Annotated in this window: 17 protein-coding genes and 3 tRNA genes; 11 read left to right on the plus strand and 9 right to left on the minus strand. The window is 67.8% G+C overall.

Annotated features, from left to right (window positions below; genetic code table 11):
• The first annotated feature begins 149 nt into the window (after positions 1–149).
• The 6 genes from OG787_RS25435 to purM all read left to right on the plus strand — a co-directional run bounded on the left by OG787_RS25435 (position 150) and on the right by purM (position 5746).
• Positions 150–1070, plus strand: coding sequence for a helix-turn-helix domain-containing protein (locus OG787_RS25435; protein WP_369037073.1), 921 nt, complete (start codon positions 150–152; stop codon positions 1068–1070).
• Positions 1067–1276 carry a DUF397 domain-containing protein gene (locus OG787_RS25440; protein ID WP_369037074.1) on the plus strand — a complete coding sequence of 70 codons (210 nt, stop codon included), beginning with the start codon at positions 1067–1069 and terminating at the stop codon, positions 1274–1276. The genes OG787_RS25435 and OG787_RS25440 overlap by 4 nt, the downstream gene beginning before the upstream one ends.
• A gap of 7 nt (positions 1277–1283) precedes the next feature.
• Positions 1284–2084, plus strand: a complete 801-nt coding sequence (locus OG787_RS25445) for a sterol carrier family protein (RefSeq protein ID WP_405536480.1) — start codon at positions 1284–1286, stop codon at positions 2082–2084.
• Between the two features lie 74 nt (positions 2085–2158).
• On the plus strand, positions 2159–3007 hold the full coding sequence (locus OG787_RS25450; RefSeq protein WP_405536481.1) for an META domain-containing protein: 849 nt from the start codon (positions 2159–2161) through the stop codon (positions 3005–3007).
• A 94-nt stretch (positions 3008–3101) separates the two neighbouring features.
• Positions 3102–4631: an amidophosphoribosyltransferase gene (purF, locus tag OG787_RS25455; protein WP_369037077.1), complete on the plus strand. Its 1530-nt coding sequence runs from the start codon at positions 3102–3104 to the stop codon at positions 4629–4631.
• A 35-nt stretch (positions 4632–4666) separates the two neighbouring features.
• Positions 4667–5746, plus strand: a complete 1080-nt coding sequence (gene purM, locus OG787_RS25460) for a phosphoribosylformylglycinamidine cyclo-ligase (protein ID WP_405536482.1) — start codon at positions 4667–4669, stop codon at positions 5744–5746.
• 295 nt (positions 5747–6041) lie between these two features.
• On the opposite strand, the gene OG787_RS25465 is transcribed toward purM, so the two are convergent.
• Positions 6042–6305, minus strand: a complete 264-nt coding sequence (locus OG787_RS25465; RefSeq protein ID WP_105975228.1) for a DUF3073 domain-containing protein — start codon at positions 6303–6305, stop codon at positions 6042–6044.
• A gap of 288 nt (positions 6306–6593) precedes the next feature.
• The gene (locus OG787_RS25470) at positions 6594–7688 is read right to left on the minus strand and encodes a Leu/Phe/Val dehydrogenase (protein ID WP_405536483.1); all 1095 of its coding nucleotides are present in this window, start codon (positions 7686–7688) and stop codon (positions 6594–6596) included.
• 243 nt (positions 7689–7931) lie between these two features.
• Here OG787_RS25470 and OG787_RS25475 point away from each other — a divergent pair, with 243 nt between their 5' ends.
• Complete coding sequence (locus tag OG787_RS25475) at positions 7932–8786, plus strand: hypothetical protein (RefSeq protein WP_369037080.1); 855 nt, start codon at positions 7932–7934, stop codon at positions 8784–8786.
• 535 nt (positions 8787–9321) lie between these two features.
• On the plus strand, positions 9322–9528 hold the full coding sequence (gene bldC / locus OG787_RS25480) for a developmental transcriptional regulator BldC (protein ID WP_003949541.1): 207 nt from the start codon (positions 9322–9324) through the stop codon (positions 9526–9528).
• 415 nt (positions 9529–9943) lie between these two features.
• Here the strand turns inward: bldC and OG787_RS25485 are convergent, their stop codons facing one another.
• The 6 genes from OG787_RS25485 to OG787_RS25510 all read right to left on the minus strand — a co-directional run bounded on the left by OG787_RS25485 (position 9944) and on the right by OG787_RS25510 (position 15708).
• Entirely contained in the window at positions 9944–10315 is a 372-nt protein-coding gene (locus OG787_RS25485; RefSeq protein WP_405536484.1) for a DUF6274 family protein, read from the minus strand.
• A gap of 125 nt (positions 10316–10440) precedes the next feature.
• Positions 10441–10515, minus strand: a tRNA-Asp gene (locus OG787_RS25490).
• 94 nt (positions 10516–10609) lie between these two features.
• Positions 10610–14641, minus strand: coding sequence for an ATP-dependent RNA helicase HrpA (gene hrpA, locus OG787_RS25495; RefSeq protein ID WP_405536485.1), 4032 nt, complete (start codon positions 14639–14641; stop codon positions 10610–10612).
• Positions 14642–15083: 442 nt separating this feature from the next.
• Complete coding sequence (locus OG787_RS25500; RefSeq protein WP_405536486.1) at positions 15084–15401, minus strand: hypothetical protein; 318 nt, start codon at positions 15399–15401, stop codon at positions 15084–15086.
• Positions 15402–15528: 127 nt separating this feature from the next.
• Positions 15529–15602, minus strand: a tRNA-Phe gene (locus tag OG787_RS25505).
• A 31-nt stretch (positions 15603–15633) separates the two neighbouring features.
• Positions 15634–15708: transfer RNA gene (locus OG787_RS25510), tRNA-Asp, on the minus strand.
• 302 nt (positions 15709–16010) lie between these two features.
• Here OG787_RS25510 and OG787_RS25515 point away from each other — a divergent pair.
• Positions 16011–16202, plus strand: coding sequence for a CsbD family protein (locus tag OG787_RS25515; protein ID WP_369037251.1), 192 nt, complete (start codon positions 16011–16013; stop codon positions 16200–16202).
• Positions 16203–16462: 260 nt separating this feature from the next.
• Here OG787_RS25515 and OG787_RS25520 read toward each other — a convergent pair whose 3' ends face one another.
• A complete protein-coding gene (locus OG787_RS25520) occupies positions 16463–17140 on the minus strand; it encodes an ANTAR domain-containing protein (protein WP_405536487.1) in 678 nt (225 codons plus the stop codon).
• Between the two features lie 133 nt (positions 17141–17273).
• Between OG787_RS25520 and OG787_RS25525 the strand changes: the two genes are divergently transcribed.
• A complete protein-coding gene (locus tag OG787_RS25525; protein ID WP_369037249.1) occupies positions 17274–17645 on the plus strand; it encodes a helix-turn-helix transcriptional regulator in 372 nt (123 codons plus the stop codon).
• Positions 17646–17723: 78 nt separating this feature from the next.
• The gene (locus OG787_RS25530) at positions 17724–17987 is read left to right on the plus strand and encodes a hypothetical protein (RefSeq protein ID WP_369037248.1); all 264 of its coding nucleotides are present in this window, start codon (positions 17724–17726) and stop codon (positions 17985–17987) included.
• The last annotated feature ends 18 nt before the right edge of the window (positions 17988–18005 follow it).

An 18005-nucleotide genomic window follows, 5' to 3' on the forward strand; every position in this document is an offset into this window, starting at 1 on the left:
AACGTAGAAATTCCACGAGAACTGGCAAATGCCGGAAGGTTGGCATGTGGCTGCGCAAGGAGGGCAAGGACTGCCACACTTGGTGCACAGGCCGTTACTTGGTGGACACAGGGCGTCAAGTGACAGGCATAGTCGTAGTGTTGGCGGGCATGACCGCAGAAGGGGCGGGCACGGTGGCAACGAAGACGGGGCCGACGATCCGACGGATGCAACTCGGTCAGGAGCTGCGGAGGCTGCGCCAGAACGCCCTTCGGGATGACGGTGAAGGCAACGGCATGACGTTGGCGCAAGCCGTGAAGGGGCTCGGCTTCACGGAGTCGAAGCTGTACCGCGTCGAGAACGGTCTGACGGGCCTGCCCAAGGTCCAGGACCTCAAAGAACTCCTCGACCGGTACGGGGTGACAGATCCGGATGACGTGGAGTTCCTGTTGGAGGTCCATAAGAGTTCGCTGCACCGGGGCTGGTGGTCGCCGTACCGGAGCCTGATGCCTTCGGGGTTCGGCATGAGCGTCGGGCTGGAGGGAGATGCCAAGATCCTGCGTGCCTACCAGCCGGACAGGATGTTCGGGCTCTTCCAGACCGAGGCGTATGCGCGGGCACAGTTCGAGATCGCCAAACCCATCGATGAGCGGACAACCGAGTTCGTCGAGCGCAACGTCGAGATTCGTATGCGGCGCAAGGAGGCCATCCTGCGCAGCGACCGTCCCGTCGAGGTGCACGCGATCCTCGAAGAGGCGGCGGTGCGACGCGTCTACGGCAGCTCGGACATCATGCGGGAGCAGTACGCGCACCTTGCGGAACTTGTCGGGCTGGATCACGTGACCGTGCAGATCCTGCCGATGTCCCAGCCTGTCTACCGGTCCGCGGACAACTTCATCCTCATGGAGTTCGATCCGCCGCTGCCCCGTGTGGTCAGCATCGACACCCTGGACACCGTGAGCCTGACGGACAAGGACACGGAACTCTGGCGGTATGCCCGCAGGTTCGAGGCCATGGCAGCCGGGGCGTCCGCGCCAAGGGAGACCCCTGGGTTTCTGGAGCAACTAGCACGAGAGATGGAACCGAGATGAGCACCCGCCGAGATGCCCGTGAACTTGCTCTGGAAGCAGCCTGGTTCAAGTCCTCCTACAGCAGCGACGCGGGCGGCAGCTGCGTCGAGATAGCCGCCCTCGCCTCAGCCCATGTCGCTCTCCGCGACTCCAAGTTCGTCGACGGCCCCGCCATCCTCCTCCCCCCACAAGCCTTCTCCGCGCTGCTCGACCACCTCCGGAGCTGACCCCCCGATGCCCCCAGCCAGAAAACCAAAGCCCCGCACCTACGACCCCACCAAAACCCGCACCGCAGTCCTCGCCCAGTACGCCAACATCCGCACCGCCGTCCTCACCCTCACCCCCGCCCAACTGACCCTCCCCACCCGCCTGGGCGACTGGACCGTCCGTGATCTGGTCGCCCACATCTCGATGGCCGTCGGCAGCATCAGCCTGGCCCTCGACCGGGACGAGCCGGCGAAGGCCGAGATCGGCGTCCTCGACTACGCGTCGGCGACCGCCGCCTACGCCGAGGCCATCGCGGACAACAGCCACGACCTCGCCGAACGCACCCCCGACCTCAACACCCTCCTCACCCACACCGAGGAACGCCTCACCGAACACCTCACAGGCGTCGCAGACACCCGCGTCCTCGCGGTCCGGATCGGCTCCGTCACCCTCACCGACTTCCTGGTCACCCGCACCGTCGAACTCGTCGTCCACACCGACGACCTGAACGACGCGGTCCCGGGCCTCGACATCCCGTACGACCGTCAGGCCCTCGCCACCTGCACTCGCCTCCTCGCCGACACCCTCGCCGCCAGGGCCCCCGGCGGCTCCACGGAGGTCCGGATCCCGCCGTACGCCGTGGTGCAGTGCGTCGAGGGCCCGAGGCACACCCGTGGCACCCCGCCCAACGTCGTCGAGACCGACCCGCTGACCTGGATCCGCCTGGCCACCGGCCGGGTCACCTGGGCCGACGCCCTCGACAAGGCCCAGGTCAGCGCGAGCGGCGAACGCGCCGACCTCGGAGACCTGCTGCCCCTCATGTCCTGACGACAGCAATCCGCAGCCCCCGCCAAAAAGGGGCCGGACGGGAACCGCCCACCCGCCCCTTCCGTCCCACCGGCATGAAAACGCAGCGACTGACGAGCCTCAGCCTCGGCCTCCTGACCCTCACCGTGCTCCCCCTCGCCGCGGCCTGTGGCAGCGAGAAGGACAGCGGCGGCAGCCAGACCGTCGGGACGGGGTCCGGGACCGCGGACGTCACCGGCGTCCACTGGACCGTCGACGACCTCACCGTCGACGGGAAGAAGAGCCAGGCCCCGGCCAGTGCCTGGCTGAAGATCGCCAAGAACGGCGAGGTCAGCGGCAACCTCGGCTGCAACGGCTTCGGCGCCAAGGCCACCGTCGACGGTGACGAGATCTCCCTCGGACAGTTCCTGTCGACCGACATGGCCTGCGCCTCGATGGGCTTCGAGAACACCCTCACCAAGGCCCTCAAGGACGGCACCCTCACCGCCAAGGGCACCGAAAGCGCCAAGAACGCCCAGCAGCTCACCCTCACCACCAAGACCGGCGACACCATCCACCTCACCGAGGAGAAGGCCGCCGCCCTCTACGGCACCAAGTGGACGATCACGACACTCGGTGCCGGCAGCAACGGGGACAGCGACAGCGCGGCCGTCTCCCCCCTCCCCTCCGGCGCCGACGCCTACCTCGTCCTCGACCAGAAGAAGGGGACCGTCAGCGGCAAGGCTGGGTGCAACAACGTTTCTGCTGATGCGACGGTAAGCGACGGCACTATCACTTTCGGCAGCCCGTCGACCACCCGAAGGATGTGCGACGGCTCACTCATGGAGGCCGAGAAGACACTGCTGGGTCTCTTCGACGGCAAGGCGACGTACAAGATCGATCACCGGAGCATGACGCTGACCAGCGCAGACGGTGCCACGGTCAGCGCGACGGCCGCCGACTGAGCCCCTACCGCAGTCCACGGCCGCGCAGCGCCCCTGTGTCACAGTCGCATTCCCTAATTCGGACCAGTGGTCGATCTCGCCTACACTCGGTGCCGTGCCACGTGGTGACGGTCGACTCAGTCATGATCTGCTCCCCGGCGAGAAAGGCCCCCAGGACGCTTGCGGCGTCTTCGGGGTCTGGGCCCCCGGCGAAGAGGTCGCCAAGCTCACTTACTTCGGGCTCTACGCCCTACAGCATCGAGGCCAGGAATCCGCGGGAATCGCGGTCAGCAACGGCTCCAAGATCCTTGTCTTCAAGGACATGGGCCTCGTCTCCCAGGTCTTCGACGAGACTTCGCTAGGCGCCCTCCAGGGGCATATCGCGGTCGGTCACGCCCGCTACTCGACCACCGGCGCCTCCACCTGGGAGAACGCCCAGCCCACCTTCCGCGCGACCGGCCACGGCTCCATCGCCCTCGGCCACAACGGCAACCTCGTCAACACGGCGCAGCTCGCCGAGATGGTCGCGGACCTGCCCAAGCAGCACGACGGCCGCACCCCGCGCGTCGCGGCGACCAACGACACCGATCTGCTGACGGCCCTCCTGGCCGCCCAGAACGACGACGACGGCAAGCCGCTCACCATCGAAGAGGCCTCCGCCCGGATACTCCCGCAGGTCAAGGGCGCCTTCTCGCTCGTCTTCATGGACGAGAACACGCTCTACGCCGCCCGTGACCCGCAGGGCATCCGCCCGCTGGTCCTCGGCCGCCTGGAGCGCGGCTGGGTCGTCGCCTCCGAGTCCGCCGCCCTCGACATCTGCGGCGCCGCCTATGTGCGCGAGATCGAGCCGGGCGAGTTCGTCGCCATCGACGAGAACGGCCTGCGAACCTCCCGATTCGCGGAAGCGAAGCCCAAGGGCTGTGTCTTCGAGTACGTCTATCTCGCCCGCCCGGACACCGACATCGCCGGCCGGAACGTGTACCTCTCCCGCGTGGAGATGGGTCGGAAACTCGCCAAGGAAGCCCCTGTCGAGGCCGACCTGGTGATAGCGACCCCGGAATCCGGCACCCCGGCCGCCATCGGCTACGCCGAGGCCTCCGGAATCCCCTTCGGCGCCGGCCTCGTCAAGAACGCCTATGTCGGACGTACGTTCATCCAGCCCTCCCAGACGATCCGCCAGCTCGGTATCCGGCTGAAGCTGAACCCGCTGAAGGAAGTCATCAAGGGCAAGCGCCTGGTCGTCGTCGACGACTCGATCGTGCGCGGCAACACCCAGCGCGCGCTGGTGCGGATGCTCCGCGAGGCCGGGGCGGCCGAGGTCCACATCCGGATCTCGTCCCCGCCCGTCAAGTGGCCCTGCTTCTTCGGCATCGACTTCGCCACCCGCGCAGAGCTGATCGCCAACGGCATGACCATCGACGAGATCGGCACCTCGCTGGGCGCCGACTCCCTCTCGTACATCTCCATCGACGGCATGATCGAGGCGACCACCATCGCCAAGCCGAACCTGTGCCGCGCCTGCTTCGACGGCGAGTACCCGATGGACCTCCCGGACCCCGAACTGCTCGGCAAGCAGCTCCTGGAGACCGAGCTGGCCGCAGGGCCCGCCGCCACGGCCGCGGCCGACGCGATCCGTCGCCCGTAAGCCCTGCTTCACATCAACCTGAAAGATCCCAGGCAATGTCTGCGACCAACTCTGCTTCCGGCGCTTCCTACGCGGCCGCCGGCGTCGACATCGAAGCGGGCGACCGCGCCGTCGAGCTGATGAAGGAGTGGGTGAAGAAGACGCAGCGCCCCGAGGTCCTCGGCGGCCTCGGCGGCTTCGCCGGCCTCTTCGACGCCTCCGCCCTCAAGCGCTACGAGCGCCCGCTGCTCGCCTCCGCGACGGACGGCGTCGGCACGAAGGTCGACATCGCCCGGCAGCTCGGCGTGTACGACACCATCGGCCACGACCTGGTCGCCATGGTGATGGACGACATCGTGGTGTGCGGCGCCGAACCGCTGTTCATGACGGACTACATCTGCGTCGGCAAGGTGCACCCCGAGCGCGTCGCCGCGATCGTCAAGGGCATCGCCGAGGGCTGCGTACTGGCCGGATGCGCTCTGGTCGGCGGCGAGACGGCCGAACACCCGGGTCTGCTCGGTCCGGACGACTTCGACGTCGCCGGCGCCGGTACGGGCGTCGTGGAGGCCGACCGCCTGCTCGGCGCGGATCGTATCCGTACGGGTGACGCGGTCATCGCCATGGCGGCCTCGGGGCTTCACTCGAACGGGTACTCACTCGTCCGGCATGTCCTCCTGAACCAGGCGGGCCTGTCCCTGGACGCGCACATCGACGAACTGGGCCGGACTCTCGGCGAGGAACTCCTGGCCCCCACCAAGATCTACTCCCTGGACTGCCTGGCCCTCACCCGCACCACGGACGTCCACGCCTACTCCCACATCACCGGCGGCGGCCTGGCCGCCAACCTGGCCCGTGTGATCCCGGACACCCTCCACGCGATCGTCGACCGCTCCACCTGGACCCCGGCCCCGATCTTCGACCTGGTGGGCAGGACGGGCGAGGTGGACCGCCTGGAACTGGAAAAAACCCTGAACATGGGCGTAGGCATGATCGCCATCGTCCCCGAGGACTCAGCAGACGTGGCTCTCGCGACATTGGCGGACCGGGGAGTAGAAGCCTGGGTAGCAGGCGAAATCACCGACCGAGGCGACCACAAGACGGGCGCAGAGCTGGTAGGCGACTATGCACGGAACTAATCGCCCAGGAGGCCCAGGACGGCTGGGACAGCTGGGACGGCTGGGGGGACGGCCAGGCGGCGCAGCCGCCGGCCGTCAGGGGCGCGGGGAACGGCGCGAGCAACCACAACGCACCCGCAGCCGCCACATCACAGCACCCCCGACCCACTAGGCGCCCCCGCCCAACCCAAGCGGAGCGGCAACGCACCAAAACCCGGTCCGGCGAAACGCCCCGGACCGGGAGAGGTGCAGCTGATGCCTACAGGTACAGGATCTGTGTCGACATGTTCAGCGCGCCGCAGGCAGACGTAAAACGTCAAGCACCGCGACGTTGTTGCGACGAGGGGCCTGAGGACTGGTCGTCCTCATCCTCATCGTCGTCGTTGTACAGATCCGCGTACTGAGCGTACGGGTCGTCTTCTTCCTCGTCGTCGTCCTCGAACGGCTCGCCATTCGGCGGCTGGCTCGAAGTCGAAGCGCCCAGCTCATTGGCCAGACGCGAGAGGTCAGTCCCGCCGCTGCTGTACTTCAGCTGGCGGGCGACCTTCGTCTGCTTGGCCTTTGCCCGGCCGCGCCCCATGGCTCGACCCCCTCGGATACGGGGCTCGGTGGCCCCAGAGTCTTGACACGCGTTCATGATCTGGAACGGGCTCTCCGCAGAGAGACCGGTCCGTAGGGCTTCCACGGTACCTGAGCCCACGCCCATACGGTACGTCGCCCGCAGCACGTGCCGATGCCCAGAACCCGCGAGGTGCCCTGTCCCCGCTGGTCAACCGCGATTTTAACCACTTCTTCGCGGCCGACCCGCCGACGGGAGTGAGAGTTCTCTCCAACACCCCGCCGGCAGGTACCTCCGCGCTCCGTGGACCTACCGGTTCCGCCGGGCCTCCGCCATCCGCTGCTCGGCGATCCGGTCGGCCGCCGCGGCCGGCGGAATTCCGTCCGTCTTCGCACGTGCGAATATGGCCAGCGTGGTGTCGAAGATCCGGGCCGCCTTCGCCTTGCACCGCTCGAAGTCGAACCCGTGCAGTTCGTCGGCCACCTGGATCACGCCACCGGCGTTCACGACGTAGTCGGGCGCGTAGAGGATCCCGCGGTCCGCGAGGTCCTTCTCGACGCCCGGGTGCGAGAGCTGGTTGTTGGCGGCGCCGCACACGATCTCGGCGGTCAGCACGGGCACGGTGTCGTCGTTCAGGGCTCCGCCGAGCGCGCAGGGCGCGTAGATGGAGAGCCCGTCGACGCGGATCAGCTCGTCCGTGTCCGCGACGGCCAGTACGTTCCGATGCCGCTCGGTGATCCGCCGTACGGCCTCCTCGCGCACGTCTGTGACGAAGACCTCGGCGCCCTCCGCCACCAGGTGGTCCACGAGGTGGTGCCCGACCTTGCCGACGCCCGCGATGCCGATCCGCTTGGCGCGCAGCGACGGATCGCCCCACAGATGCTGGGCGGAGGCCCGCATGCCCTGGTAGACGCCGAAGGCGGTCAGCACGGACGAGTCGCCCGCACCGCCGTTCTCCGGGGACCGCCCGGTCGTCCAGCGGCACTCGCGCGCGACCACGTCCATGTCGGCCACATACGTGCCGACGTCGCACGCGGTGACGTACCGCCCGCCGAGCGAGGCCACGAACCGGCCGTACGCGAGGAGCAGTTCCTCGCTCTTGATGGTGTCCGGATCACCGATGATCACGGCCTTGCCGCCGCCGTGGTCGAGACCGGCCATGGCGTTCTTGTACGACATCCCGCGCGCGAGGTTCAGCGCGTCGGCGACGGCCTCCGCCTCGGTCGCGTACGGGTAGAAGCGGGTACCGCCGAGCGCGGGGCCCAGGGCGGTGGAGTGGATGGCGATGACGGCCTTGAGGCCGGAGGGCCGGTCCTGGCAGAGCACGACTTGCTCATGACCCCCCTGGTCCGAGTGGAACAGGGTGTGCAGTACATCAGCAGGCGCGCCGGTTACGTCGGTCACTGTGGTGACTCCAGGGTAAGTAGCGGCGGTTGGGGCTGGAGCCCGTACGGGTGGCGGGCCTCCGTGGGCATGAGAGTAAAGCCCCTCCCCGGCCTCCGTACGCCAACCGTCCCCGCAGTGCCAAGGATCACCCACGGGTGACGTGGGACCGTACGAGGGTTTGCATAATTTTCCCGTGCTGCTGTGTGCTGGTTCTGCGGTTTATCTGGGTTTTCCTGGCTGTCCAGGGGGGAGGGAGCAGGCGTGCCCAAGGTGTCCTCGGTGATCGTTCCGTACGCGTCCTACTTGCGCGTCTACGAGCCGCTGGCGGCCTTTCCGGAGCCGGAGCGCGGCCACTGGGCGCGCTACGCCCGGCGGCCCGACCGGCCCTCGTACCAGGACGAACTGCGCCGTTCCCTGGCCGACCTGCTGCCCACACCGCCGGTCGCGGTGCCGGTGCACGAGAGCGCCGACGCGTTCGTGACCGAGGTCGACGGGGTGGTCTGCGTCTGCCCCTGGCGCACCCGGCTGCGCGGCTGGCAGGCGCTGGGCGAGCTGGCCGGGGAGCTGCCCCCGCCGGTCCTGGACGCCGTTCTGCCGCCTCTCGTACGCCATCAGGCCACCCAGGACTACGAGCGCTGGCTGACCCGCAACCCGGACGCCCGCCCATGGATCCGCACGGCGACCTGGGAGGTGCCGCTGAACTGGTTCGTGCTGGTCTCCGACGAGGAGCGCGAGTACGACAGGGGTTCGGGGGCCGACGAGGGCGCGGCGCCGCCCGTCCTGCGCTACCGGACGCCGATGGTCCAGGCGCGGCGGCGGGTGGCGCGGGGGCTGCGGACCCTGCGGGACACCCTCGACGAGGGGCCACTCATCGACGGGCTGCTGGACGTCGGGCGGTGGCTGGAGGAGTTCCATCCGCGGTCACTGGTCGAGCTGGACTACGGCGGGCTCGTGCATGTGCTGCCGGCCGGTGAGCTGGCCGGGGACCACTCGGCGGCGGACGTGGCGGAGGGCATCGAGGCGCTGCGCGACGGGGACGGCGAGGCGGCCGGGGAGGCGTACGGGCGGCTCGTGGACCGGTGGCGGGCGGTGCGGGACCGGCGGTCGGCGAACTGACCGCCGATCCCGTTCAGGACTGACGGTTCGTCAAAAAAGGACTCCCTGGAACGTGAGTTCCATTTTTGTGGGACGCTCTTGGGGCTGCCGTGGGACGTAGGTCCCGATCCGGGCGTTTGTGTCAAGCGTGACGGACCGCACGTACAGGTGGCTTGCGTCCCTTGCCCCTCCTCGTGCCAAAATAGGACAAGGAGTCCGGGGGAGGCTCTATCTGCCCATCTTTGGGTGGAATCTCAGCATTGCACGCTATGGGGGGTCTCGTGACTCCTGATCGCCACTGTGACTGATCGTCACAGTGGCGTGACTGTCCGCTATGGCATGGTCCATTGGCTTCCGTCGCCGATGGACGCCTGGGAGGGCAATTCCATCGGTTTGGCCTACGCGGTTGGACAGATGGTGTAGTTGTAGTGCCGAGGACAAGCCGTTCGTCCTATAACCGACTCGACCCGCGTCCGCCATTTCGGGCAACGCGGGTCAAGGTGCAGAATTTAGAGGAATGAACCGAGAAGGTTCGGTTCTCCCGAGGAGGCCGCTCATGACCGCTCGCACCCCTGATGCCGAGCCGCTGCTGACCCCGGCTGAGGTCGCCACCATGTTCCGCGTCGACCCCAAGACGGTCACGCGGTGGGCGAAGGCCGGCAAGCTCACATCCATTCGCACGCTCGGCGGACATCGCCGTTATCGCGAGGCCGAGGTTCGCGCTCTGCTTGCGGGCATTCCGCAGCAGCGCAGCGAGGCCTGACCAACTGAATAGTCGGACGTTTCGGCAGGTCCCCCAACTATCGGCCGAGCCGTCCGGCGGCAACACCGGCAAGAACAGCAGTAGCAACAGCACCAACAGCTTCAACGACGTGGGTCTGCCCCAACAGGCCTGACGCTCAAGGCAGTTCCGTCAGTTCCATAGCTTCAAGCGTGCGTCGTAGAGATCGCGCTGGACTCCGCCGAGTCCAGCGCGATCTTTTTTGTGCCCTTCGTGGGTGGTGGCACGGGGTGGCACGGGGTGCTGTGAGCGGGCTTGTTGGAGTCTGAGGAGGCTGGTGCAATTGCACATATTAAATTGACCGGTTGTAGGAGGTGGGTAAGAACCCACCTTTTGAAAACTCATGCGGTGACACCCGTCACACGCCCTGCACCTTGTTGACGGAGTGGCAAGAGTGTTAGTGGGGCGTGCGGTTGGCACCGGGTGCCTCGTCCGCCTCGGTGCTCGTCTCCGTGTCCGAGTGCTCCAGGGCGAGCCTCAGTAACCGGTGGCAGATCGGACAGTGCCGCGTGAGATGGCGGTACCCGCTGGCGGCCGACAGATGTGCCCGAAGCAGAGCACGCGTCTCATGCCGCCGCGTGGACGCCGCCATACGCCACCTCCAGAAGGGGGACAGGGCAACGAGGGCCCTGCTCTCTGGGTACCTGGGGGAGCGGGTGCCGTCAAGAAGACGGCGTCGGCCTGCGGAGCGGCGAGGCGCACGAAAAAGAGCCCGGGTCGATGACCCAGGCTCCTTTGAATGATGCGGTCCTGACGGGATTTGCTGCATCTGATTGCGGCTCCGCCGCGGGCGCGGTCTCCACCTTGACAGGCCGACGAGCAGGTCGGAGGCGGTGCCCGCGGTATGCGAAAGGCCCGCGTCCGTGTGACGGATACGGGCCTCGCTCTTCACTGCGGTCCTGACGGGATTTGAACCCGCGGCCTCCACCTTGACAGGGTGGCGAGCACTCCAAACTGCTCCACAGGACCAGGTTTCGCGGCACTTGTTGCTGCGCTGTGCTGCGAAAAGAGACTGTACAGGAGGGTGAGCCCAGGGTCGAACTCACCCAGCGTGCCGGGGGCGTTACGGCGCCTGGGCGTCGATCGCCTTCACGATCCGCTTGTCCGACACCGGGTACGCCGTGCCCAGCGCGTGGGCGAAGTAGCTGACGCGGAGTTCCTCGATCATCCAGCGGATGTCGGTCACCGCCGAGGGCACCGGGCGCCCCTGCGGCAGCTGTTCCAGCAGCCACGCGTACTCGTCCTGCATCTCGTGCACCTTCTCCATGCGGGTGGTGTCCCGCTGGACGTTGGTGGGCATCTGCTGTAGCCGCCGGTCCACGGCGACGAGGTAGCGCATCAGGTCGGGCAGCCGGCGCAGACCGGCCGCCGTCACGAAGCCGGGCCGTACGAGGGCGTCCAGCTGCTTCCGTACGTCCGTCAGGTTCGGGAGCAGCACAGCGCTCCGTACGCCCTTCAGGCGGCGCTCACAGGCCTGCCAGGCGGCCAGCACCTGCTGCACCTGGCCGACCGCACGGACCGTCGTGTCGACGATCTCCGCGCGGACCTTGTCGTACAGCTTCCGGTGGGACTCCTCGTCCCATGCCGGGCCGCCGAAATCGGCGATCAGCTTGTCGGCCGCGGCCATCGCGCAGTCGTCGAAGAGGGCCTGGATCGAACCGTGCGGATTCGCGGACAGCGCCAGCTTCTGAACATTCGTCAACTTCTCGGAAGCGAACTTCGCAGGGTTGACCGGGATGTTGCGCAGAATGAGCCGCCGGGTGCCCTTCCACATCGCCTGCTGCTGCTCCGCCTCGGTGTCGAAGAGGCGTACGGAGACGGTGTCGCCGTTGTCTACCAGGGCCGGGTACGCCTTCACGGGCTGGCCGGCCCGGCGCGTCTCGAAGAGGGGGGTGAGGGTCCCGATCGTCCAGTCCGTGAGGCCTGTGCGTTCGAGGGACTCGCCGCCGGCGCGCTCGGCGGTGGCAGCGGCGGCCTGGGAGATGGCCTGGCGGGCCTTCGGCTTCAGCCGGAGACGCAGTACCTCCAGGTCCTTGTCCTCGGCCAGCTTGCGGCGCCGCTCGTCGACGATCCGGAAGGTGACCCGGAGATGGTCGGGGACCCGGTCCCGGTCGAAGTCGTCGGCGGAGAACGGGACTCCGACCATGAGCCTCAACTCGCGGGCCATGGTGGTGGTCAGCGGCTCCTGGAGGGGCGTAGCGGTGTCCAGGAAGCGCTTGGCGAAGTTGGGCGCCGGGACGTAGTGGCGGCGGATCGGCTTGGGGAGGGAGCGGATCAGCTCCGTGACCAGTTCCTCCCTCAGCCCTGGGATCTGCCAGTCGAAGCCCTCGTCGGTGACCTGGTTCAGCACCTGGAGCGGGATGTGGACGGTCACACCGTCCGCGTCCGCACCTGGCTCGAACTGGTACGTCACCCGGAACTTGAGCGGGCCCTGGTGCCAGGTGTCCGGATAGTCGTCCTTGCTGACGTCACCGGCGCGCTCGTTGATGAGCATCGCCCGCTCGAAGTCGAGGAGTTCGGGCTCTCTGCCTTCCTCGGTCCGCTTGTGCTTCCACCAGGAGTCGAAGTGGGCGCCCGACACGACGTGTTCGGGGACCCGCTGGTCGTAGAAGTCGTACAGCGTCTCGTCGTCGACCAGGATGTCCCGGCGCCGGGCCCGGTGCTCCAACTCCTCGACCTCGGTGAGGAGTCGGCGGTTGTCCGCGAAGAACTTGTGGTGCGTCCGCCAGTCGCCCTCGACGAGCGCGTTCCTGATGAACAGCTCGCGGGAGACCTCGGCGTCGATCCGCCCGTAGTTCACCTTCCGCTGCGCGACGATCGGTACGCCGTACAGCGTCACCTTCTCGTACGCCATCACCGCCGCCTGGTCCTTCTCCCAGTGCGGCTCGCTGTACGTGCGCTTGAGGAGGTGCTCGGCGAGGGGCTCGACCCACTCGGGTTCGATGCGCGCGTTGACGCGGGCCCACAGCCGCGAGGTCTCCACCAGCTCCGCCGACATCACGAAGCGCGGGGGCTTCTTGAACAGGGCGGATCCGGGGAAGATCGCGAACTTGGCGTTGCGGGCACCGACGTACTCGTTCTTGCCGGAGGCGGTGGCGCGGGGGCTGTCGCCGGTCGCGGAGGAAGCTCCGGTGGCCTTCGTCGTCGCTGTCGTGTCCTTCATCCCGATGTGGGAGAGGAGGCCGGCCAGGAGGGAGACGTGGACGCTCTGCTCGGGGGCGTCGTCCTCGTTGAGGTGGATGCCCATCTGGCGGGCCACGGTACGGAGTTGGCTGTAGATGTCCTGCCACTCGCGGATGCGCAGGAAGTTCAGGTACTCCTGCTTGCACATCCGCCGGAACGACGACGAGCCGCGCTCCGCCTGCTGCTCACGGACGTACCGCCAGAGATTGAGGAACGCGAGGAAGTCGGACGTCTCGTCGCGGAAGCGGGCGTGCTGCTGGTCGGCCTGGGTCTGCTTCTCGGCGGGGCGTTCGCGCGGGTCCTGGATGGAGAGCGCGGCGGCGATCACCATGACCTCGCGCACACAGCCGTTCTTGTCGGCCTCCAGGACCATCCGGGCGAGGCGGGGATCGACCGGCAGTTGGGCGAGCTTGCGCCCGGTGTCCGTGAGGCGTTTCCTCGGGTCCTTCTGGGCCGGGTCGAGGGCGTTCAGCTCCTGGAGCAGCTGGACGCCGTCGCGGATGTTGCGGTGGTCCGGCGGGTCGATGAAGGGGAACTTCTCGATCTCGCCGAGCCCGGCCGCGGTCATCTGGAGGATGACGGAGGCGAGGTTCGTACGGAGGATCTCGGCGTCCGTGAACTCCGGGCGGGCTAGGAAGTCGTCCTCGGAGTACAGCCGGATACAGATGCCGTCGCTGGTGCGCCCACAGCGGCCCTTGCGCTGGTTGGCGCTGGCCTGGGAGATCGCCTCGATGGGCAGTCGCTGGACCTTGGTGCGGTGGCTGTAGCGGGAGATACGGGCGAAGCCCGGGTCGATGACGTACTTGATGCCCGGCACGGTGAGCGAGGTCTCGGCGACGTTGGTCGCCAGAACGATCCTGCGTCCGGTGTGCTGCTGGAACACGCGGTGCTGCTCGGCGTGGGAGAGCCGAGCGTAGAGAGGGAGGACCTCAGTGAACCGGTAGTTCTTCTTGGTGAGCGCGTCGGCGGTGTCGCGGATCTCGCGCTCGCCGGAGAGAAAGACGAGGATGTCGCCCTTGCCCTCGCCCTGAAGCTCCTCGACGGCGTCGCAGATGGCGGTGATCTGATCGCGGTCGGAGTCGTCGGAGTCCTCTTCGAGGAGGGGCCGGTAACGGACTTCGACGGGATAGGTCCGCCCGGAGACCTCGACGATGGGCGCATCCCCGAAATGCCGGGAGAAACGCTCGGGATCGATGGTCGCGGACGTGATGACGACTTTGAGGTCCGGCCGCTTGGGCAGCAGCTGGGCGAGATACCCGAGCAGGAAGTCGATGTTGAGGGACCGCTCGTGGGCCTCGTCGATGATGATCGTGTCGTAGGCGCGCAGCTCGCGGTCGGTCTGGATCTCGGCGAGCAGGATGCCGTCGGTCATCAGCTTGATGAAGGTGGCGTCCGGGTTCACCTGGTCGGTGAACCGCACTTTCCAGCCAACGGCTTCCCCGAGAGGCGTGTCCAGCTCGTCGGCGACGCGCTCGGCGACGGTACGGGCGGCGATACGACGGGGCTGGGTGTGCCCGATCATGCCGCGCACGCCACGCCCCAGCTCGACGCAGATCTTCGGGATCTGGGTGGTCTTGCCGGACCCGGTCTCACCGGCCACGATCACGACCTGGTGATCGCGGATGGCGTCCGCGATGACGTCCTTCTTCTGGCTGACGGGCAGTTGCTCGGGATAGCTGACGGAGGGCACACGGCTGCGCCGCTCGGCCATGCGCAACTCGCCCTTGGCGACCTCCGCCTCGATCTCGGCGACGACGGCGGCACGGGCTTCCGGCTTACGGATCTTGCGCGCACCTTCGAGCCTGCGCCCGAGCCGGTGCGCGTCGCGCAGGGACAGCTCGGTCAGGCGGGGGGCGAGATCACCGAGGGCGGAAGCGGCGGGGCCGGGGGCGGAGGCGGGATGCGTAGACATACGCGATCCAGGATCTCACCTCGGCCATTTTTCTGGCGAACCCTTTTGCCTCGCCCCCGCCGCCCCTACCCGTCCCATCCTTCTGGGGGCTGCGCCCCCAGACCCCCCTTTGTCGCGCTGAACGCGCTCGTCCTCAAACGCCGGACGGGCTGGGTGGTGCCGGGCCAGGGTGGAGGGCAAGGCGGGGGTGGGTGGATTGGTCGGCCTGAACGGCCTCGTCCTCAAACGCCGGACGGGCTGGAGATGCGGGCGGGCGTTCGAGGAAAAGCGCGCCCAGCCCACCCGCCCCCGCCGCACTTCAGCACCGGCCCGGGCATTTCAGCCCGTCCGGCGTTTGAGGACGAGGCCGTTCAGGCCGAAGCGGGGGTCTGGGGGCGCAGCCCCCAGAAGGATGGGACGGGTAGGGGCGGCGGGGGCGAAAAAACCAGGCCTCCCGCCCCGCTCACACCCCGGACGACCCAGTCACCGTCTCCACCGTCTCCGTACCCCGCCGCCCCGTATCCCCCAGCGCAATCGTCTTCGCGGTGTTGGACACCGCCTTGATGCTCAGATACGCGGTCGTCAGCGTGCTGACAGCCGTGAACGCCGCCGTCAGGATGCCGACGACAACCGCCGAATCCCCGTGCAGACGCCACACGCCGGCGATCGCGACCCCGGATATGGCGACGTTGCTGATGATCACAGCCAGCAGGCCGTACAGCGCCCGGCTCCTCTCCAGCGCGTCATGATCCTGCCTGCCTCTTGCCCCGCCCTGCACCATCGTCCCCGCCCCGCCTCACCACTCACCGCACTGTTCCGAACGGCCAGAACCTAGCGCCGCCCGCAACCCTCTGCCAACCGTGGACACGACAAAGGCCCCGTCCGTAACGGACGGGGCCTTCGGGTTGTGGCTGGGGCCGGGGTCGAACCGGCGACCTATCGCTTTTCAGGCGATCGCTCGTACCAACTGAGCTACCCAGCCACGAGGTTTCACGTGAAACATGTAACCTCAGCGGTCCTGACGGGATTTGAACCCGCGGCCTCCACCTTGACAGGGTGGCGAGCACTCCAAACTGCTCCACAGGACCTTGCTGTTGTGCTGCGACGTAAGTCTCGCACACCGTGTCGTGTGCTCCCAACGGGGTTTCCCGGCTGGCTGACGGGCTGAAGTCGCTGGAAAAGCGTATCAGACCACGGGCCATGCTCCGCGCACGCGAACACCGCGCAACAGCGCAGGTGGAAGGGCATGCCGTCCGGATTGGCGGTGTCCCGGAGCCTCGCGCGCCGCCGGGTTTGGCCGCAGCGGTGGTGGGGCACACGGCGATGAAGTCGACGGGCGTCAGGACGTTCACCGTCCCGTCCGCCCCCACCCTCATCCCCAGGAGGAGTCATGGTCGACAAGGGTCGCACCGACAAGATCAAGGGCAAGGCCAAGGAAATGACCGGCAAGGCCACCGGCGACCGCGAGCAGGAGATGGAAGGCAAGCTGGAGCAGGCTCGCGGTGAGGCCAAGAAGATCAGGGGCAAGGTCCAGGAGCGGGCCGAGAAGACCGCGCGCTCGGCGAGGCGGGACCGCGGCTGAGTCCGCCGCATCAATCCGCTGGAATCGCCGCGCGGTCCGTTTGCGCGAGGTGTGCCGGGTACTCGGAAGGCCATCCGAGAGCTTAGGAGGTGCCTCCCTCATGGAACCCGGCACCAGTACGGACACCCGGCCGACGACCGGGGACGACGAGCGTGAGCCGGAGAGCCCCGATCAGGAGAGCCACATCATCCGTGGCGAGGACTGAACAGGACTGAACAGGGCTGAAGAGGACTGATAAGGGCTTACGAGAACTGACACGGTCACCGGTCTTCCGGCACTGCCCGGAGCCTGGTGACCGTCTCGGCGATCTGGTCCTGGAACTGCTCGGGGAGGTCGTCGCCCGTGACGGCGCCGACCAGGCTGTCGGCCACCTCGTGCAGCTTGGTGTTGGTGTTCTGGGAGACCGAGACCAGCACCTGCCAGGCGTTGTCGGCACTCAGACCGAAGGACGCCATCAGGACGCCACGGGCCAGGTCGATGACCGGCCGCGTCTGCATGGCCCGCCGGAGCTGAACCACTTCGATCCGCAGATCCAGATCCAGGTCCGCCTCGCCGGGCGAGGTGATCTCCGCCCCGGGTTCGTCGGCCTCTCCGGTGGCGGTGAACAGTGGCAGCGTGCCGGTGAGAGACAGCAGCCGGAGGACCGCGGTGCCGGCCGCCCGTACGGTGATGATCTTGCCCTCGTCGAGGGCGCGCATACGGAGGCGCAGCAGGACGTTCAGGCCGGAGCAGTCGCAGAAGTCGACGCCCGTCAGATCGAGGTCGATGCCGCGGTCCGAGCGGGCCAGGGCCTGGCGCAGGCCGTTGTGCAGGGCCTGTTCCGTGACCAGGTCGATCGCTCCTGACACGACGACGAGTGTTCCGTGGTCCGAGGGGCGTGTCTCGATCCGCAGCAGCGGGGCCCCGGTGAGCTGCGTAGAAACTCCACGTTCTGACATCGCGGCCACTCCGTAGGCATCGGTCCGTGCCTGCTCAGTTCAGGTTCGGTCCGCAGGGTGTCATACGTCAAGAGATACATGAAACGAAGTTCGGCCTTTTGAATACGTGAATCGATCGGCCTATCCTGGCTGCATGCCTGAAGTACCCGAGTCACACACCGGTTGGACGTTCCTCACCAATCACTCCCGTGTGCTGGCCGCGATCGCGGAGGATCCCACCACCCGGATCCGCGACATCGCCGCACGTTGCAGGCTCACGGAGCGGGCCGTACAGAAGATCGTCTCGGATCTGGAGTCGGCCGGTTATCTCACCCACACCCGTCAGGGACGCTCCAACGCGTACCGCATCGAGGACGGGACCATCCTGCGGCACCCCGCCGACGAGGGGCTGACCGTGGCACGGCTGCTGGCCCTTCTCGCCCGGCACGACGCCGGGCACGGGGAGGGCCAACGCGAGCTTCAGTCGACGGCCCCGCACGCGCGAAGCTCCGACGACGACGCGTGACGCGTTGAGCGAGTCCCCCCTGGGTACCCGCGTCCCCGACCCGGTCTGACCGGGCCTTGCCGACGAAGGGACAGCGCTGTGAGCGACTACCGCACGGAAACCCCGGGGGAGGATGGGGACCAGGCGCGGCCCAAGCCTGTCCCTAGGGATCTGCCCGATCAGCAGGCCGGCGCCGACGGCGACCCCGACCCCTGGGAGCCGGCCGACGAGGACCCGGCGGCGGACGAGCGGCCCGACCCGGAGATCCCCGACACGGACGAGGCCGGTACGGGCAAGCGCGGCGCCCCGCACTCCGGCAGCGGGCGCCCAGAGCACCCCGTACCCGACGAGCCGTCCGCCTGACAGCCGGTCCCGCGGAGT

It is taken from the genome of Streptomyces sp. NBC_00075 (genome assembly GCF_045041225.1).
In the GTDB taxonomy this organism is placed as follows: Bacteria; Actinomycetota; Actinomycetes; order Streptomycetales; family Streptomycetaceae; genus Streptomyces; species Streptomyces adonidis.

What these genes read in the sequence shown, in the direction of transcription:
- OG787_RS25435 (WP_369037073.1), top strand. Translation starts at nt 150, where the DNA reads ATGACCGCAGAAGGGGCGGGCACGGTGGCAACGAAGACGGGGCCGACG.
- OG787_RS25440 (WP_369037074.1), top strand. Translation starts at nt 1,067, where the DNA reads ATGAGCACCCGCCGAGATGCCCGTGAACTTGCTCTGGAAGCAGCCTGG.
- OG787_RS25445 (WP_405536480.1), top strand. Translation starts at nt 1,284, where the DNA reads ATGCCCCCAGCCAGAAAACCAAAGCCCCGCACCTACGACCCCACCAAA.
- OG787_RS25450 (WP_405536481.1), top strand. Translation starts at nt 2,159, where the DNA reads ATGAAAACGCAGCGACTGACGAGCCTCAGCCTCGGCCTCCTGACCCTC.
- purM (WP_405536482.1), top strand. Translation starts at nt 4,667, where the DNA reads ATGTCTGCGACCAACTCTGCTTCCGGCGCTTCCTACGCGGCCGCCGGC.
- OG787_RS25465 (WP_105975228.1), bottom strand. Translation starts at nt 6,305, where the DNA reads ATGGGGCGCGGCCGGGCAAAGGCCAAGCAGACGAAGGTCGCCCGCCAG.
- bldC (WP_003949541.1), top strand. Translation starts at nt 9,322, where the DNA reads ATGACCGCTCGCACCCCTGATGCCGAGCCGCTGCTGACCCCGGCTGAG.
- OG787_RS25485 (WP_405536484.1), bottom strand. Translation starts at nt 10,315, where the DNA reads ATGCAGCAAATCCCGTCAGGACCGCATCATTCAAAGGAGCCTGGGTCA.
- hrpA (WP_405536485.1), bottom strand. Translation starts at nt 14,641, where the DNA reads ATGTCTACGCATCCCGCCTCCGCCCCCGGCCCCGCCGCTTCCGCCCTC.
- OG787_RS25500 (WP_405536486.1), bottom strand. Translation starts at nt 15,401, where the DNA reads ATGGTGCAGGGCGGGGCAAGAGGCAGGCAGGATCATGACGCGCTGGAG.
- OG787_RS25515 (WP_369037251.1), top strand. Translation starts at nt 16,011, where the DNA reads ATGGTCGACAAGGGTCGCACCGACAAGATCAAGGGCAAGGCCAAGGAA.
- OG787_RS25520 (WP_405536487.1), bottom strand. Translation starts at nt 17,140, where the DNA reads ATGTCAGAACGTGGAGTTTCTACGCAGCTCACCGGGGCCCCGCTGCTG.
- OG787_RS25525 (WP_369037249.1), top strand. Translation starts at nt 17,274, where the DNA reads ATGCCTGAAGTACCCGAGTCACACACCGGTTGGACGTTCCTCACCAAT.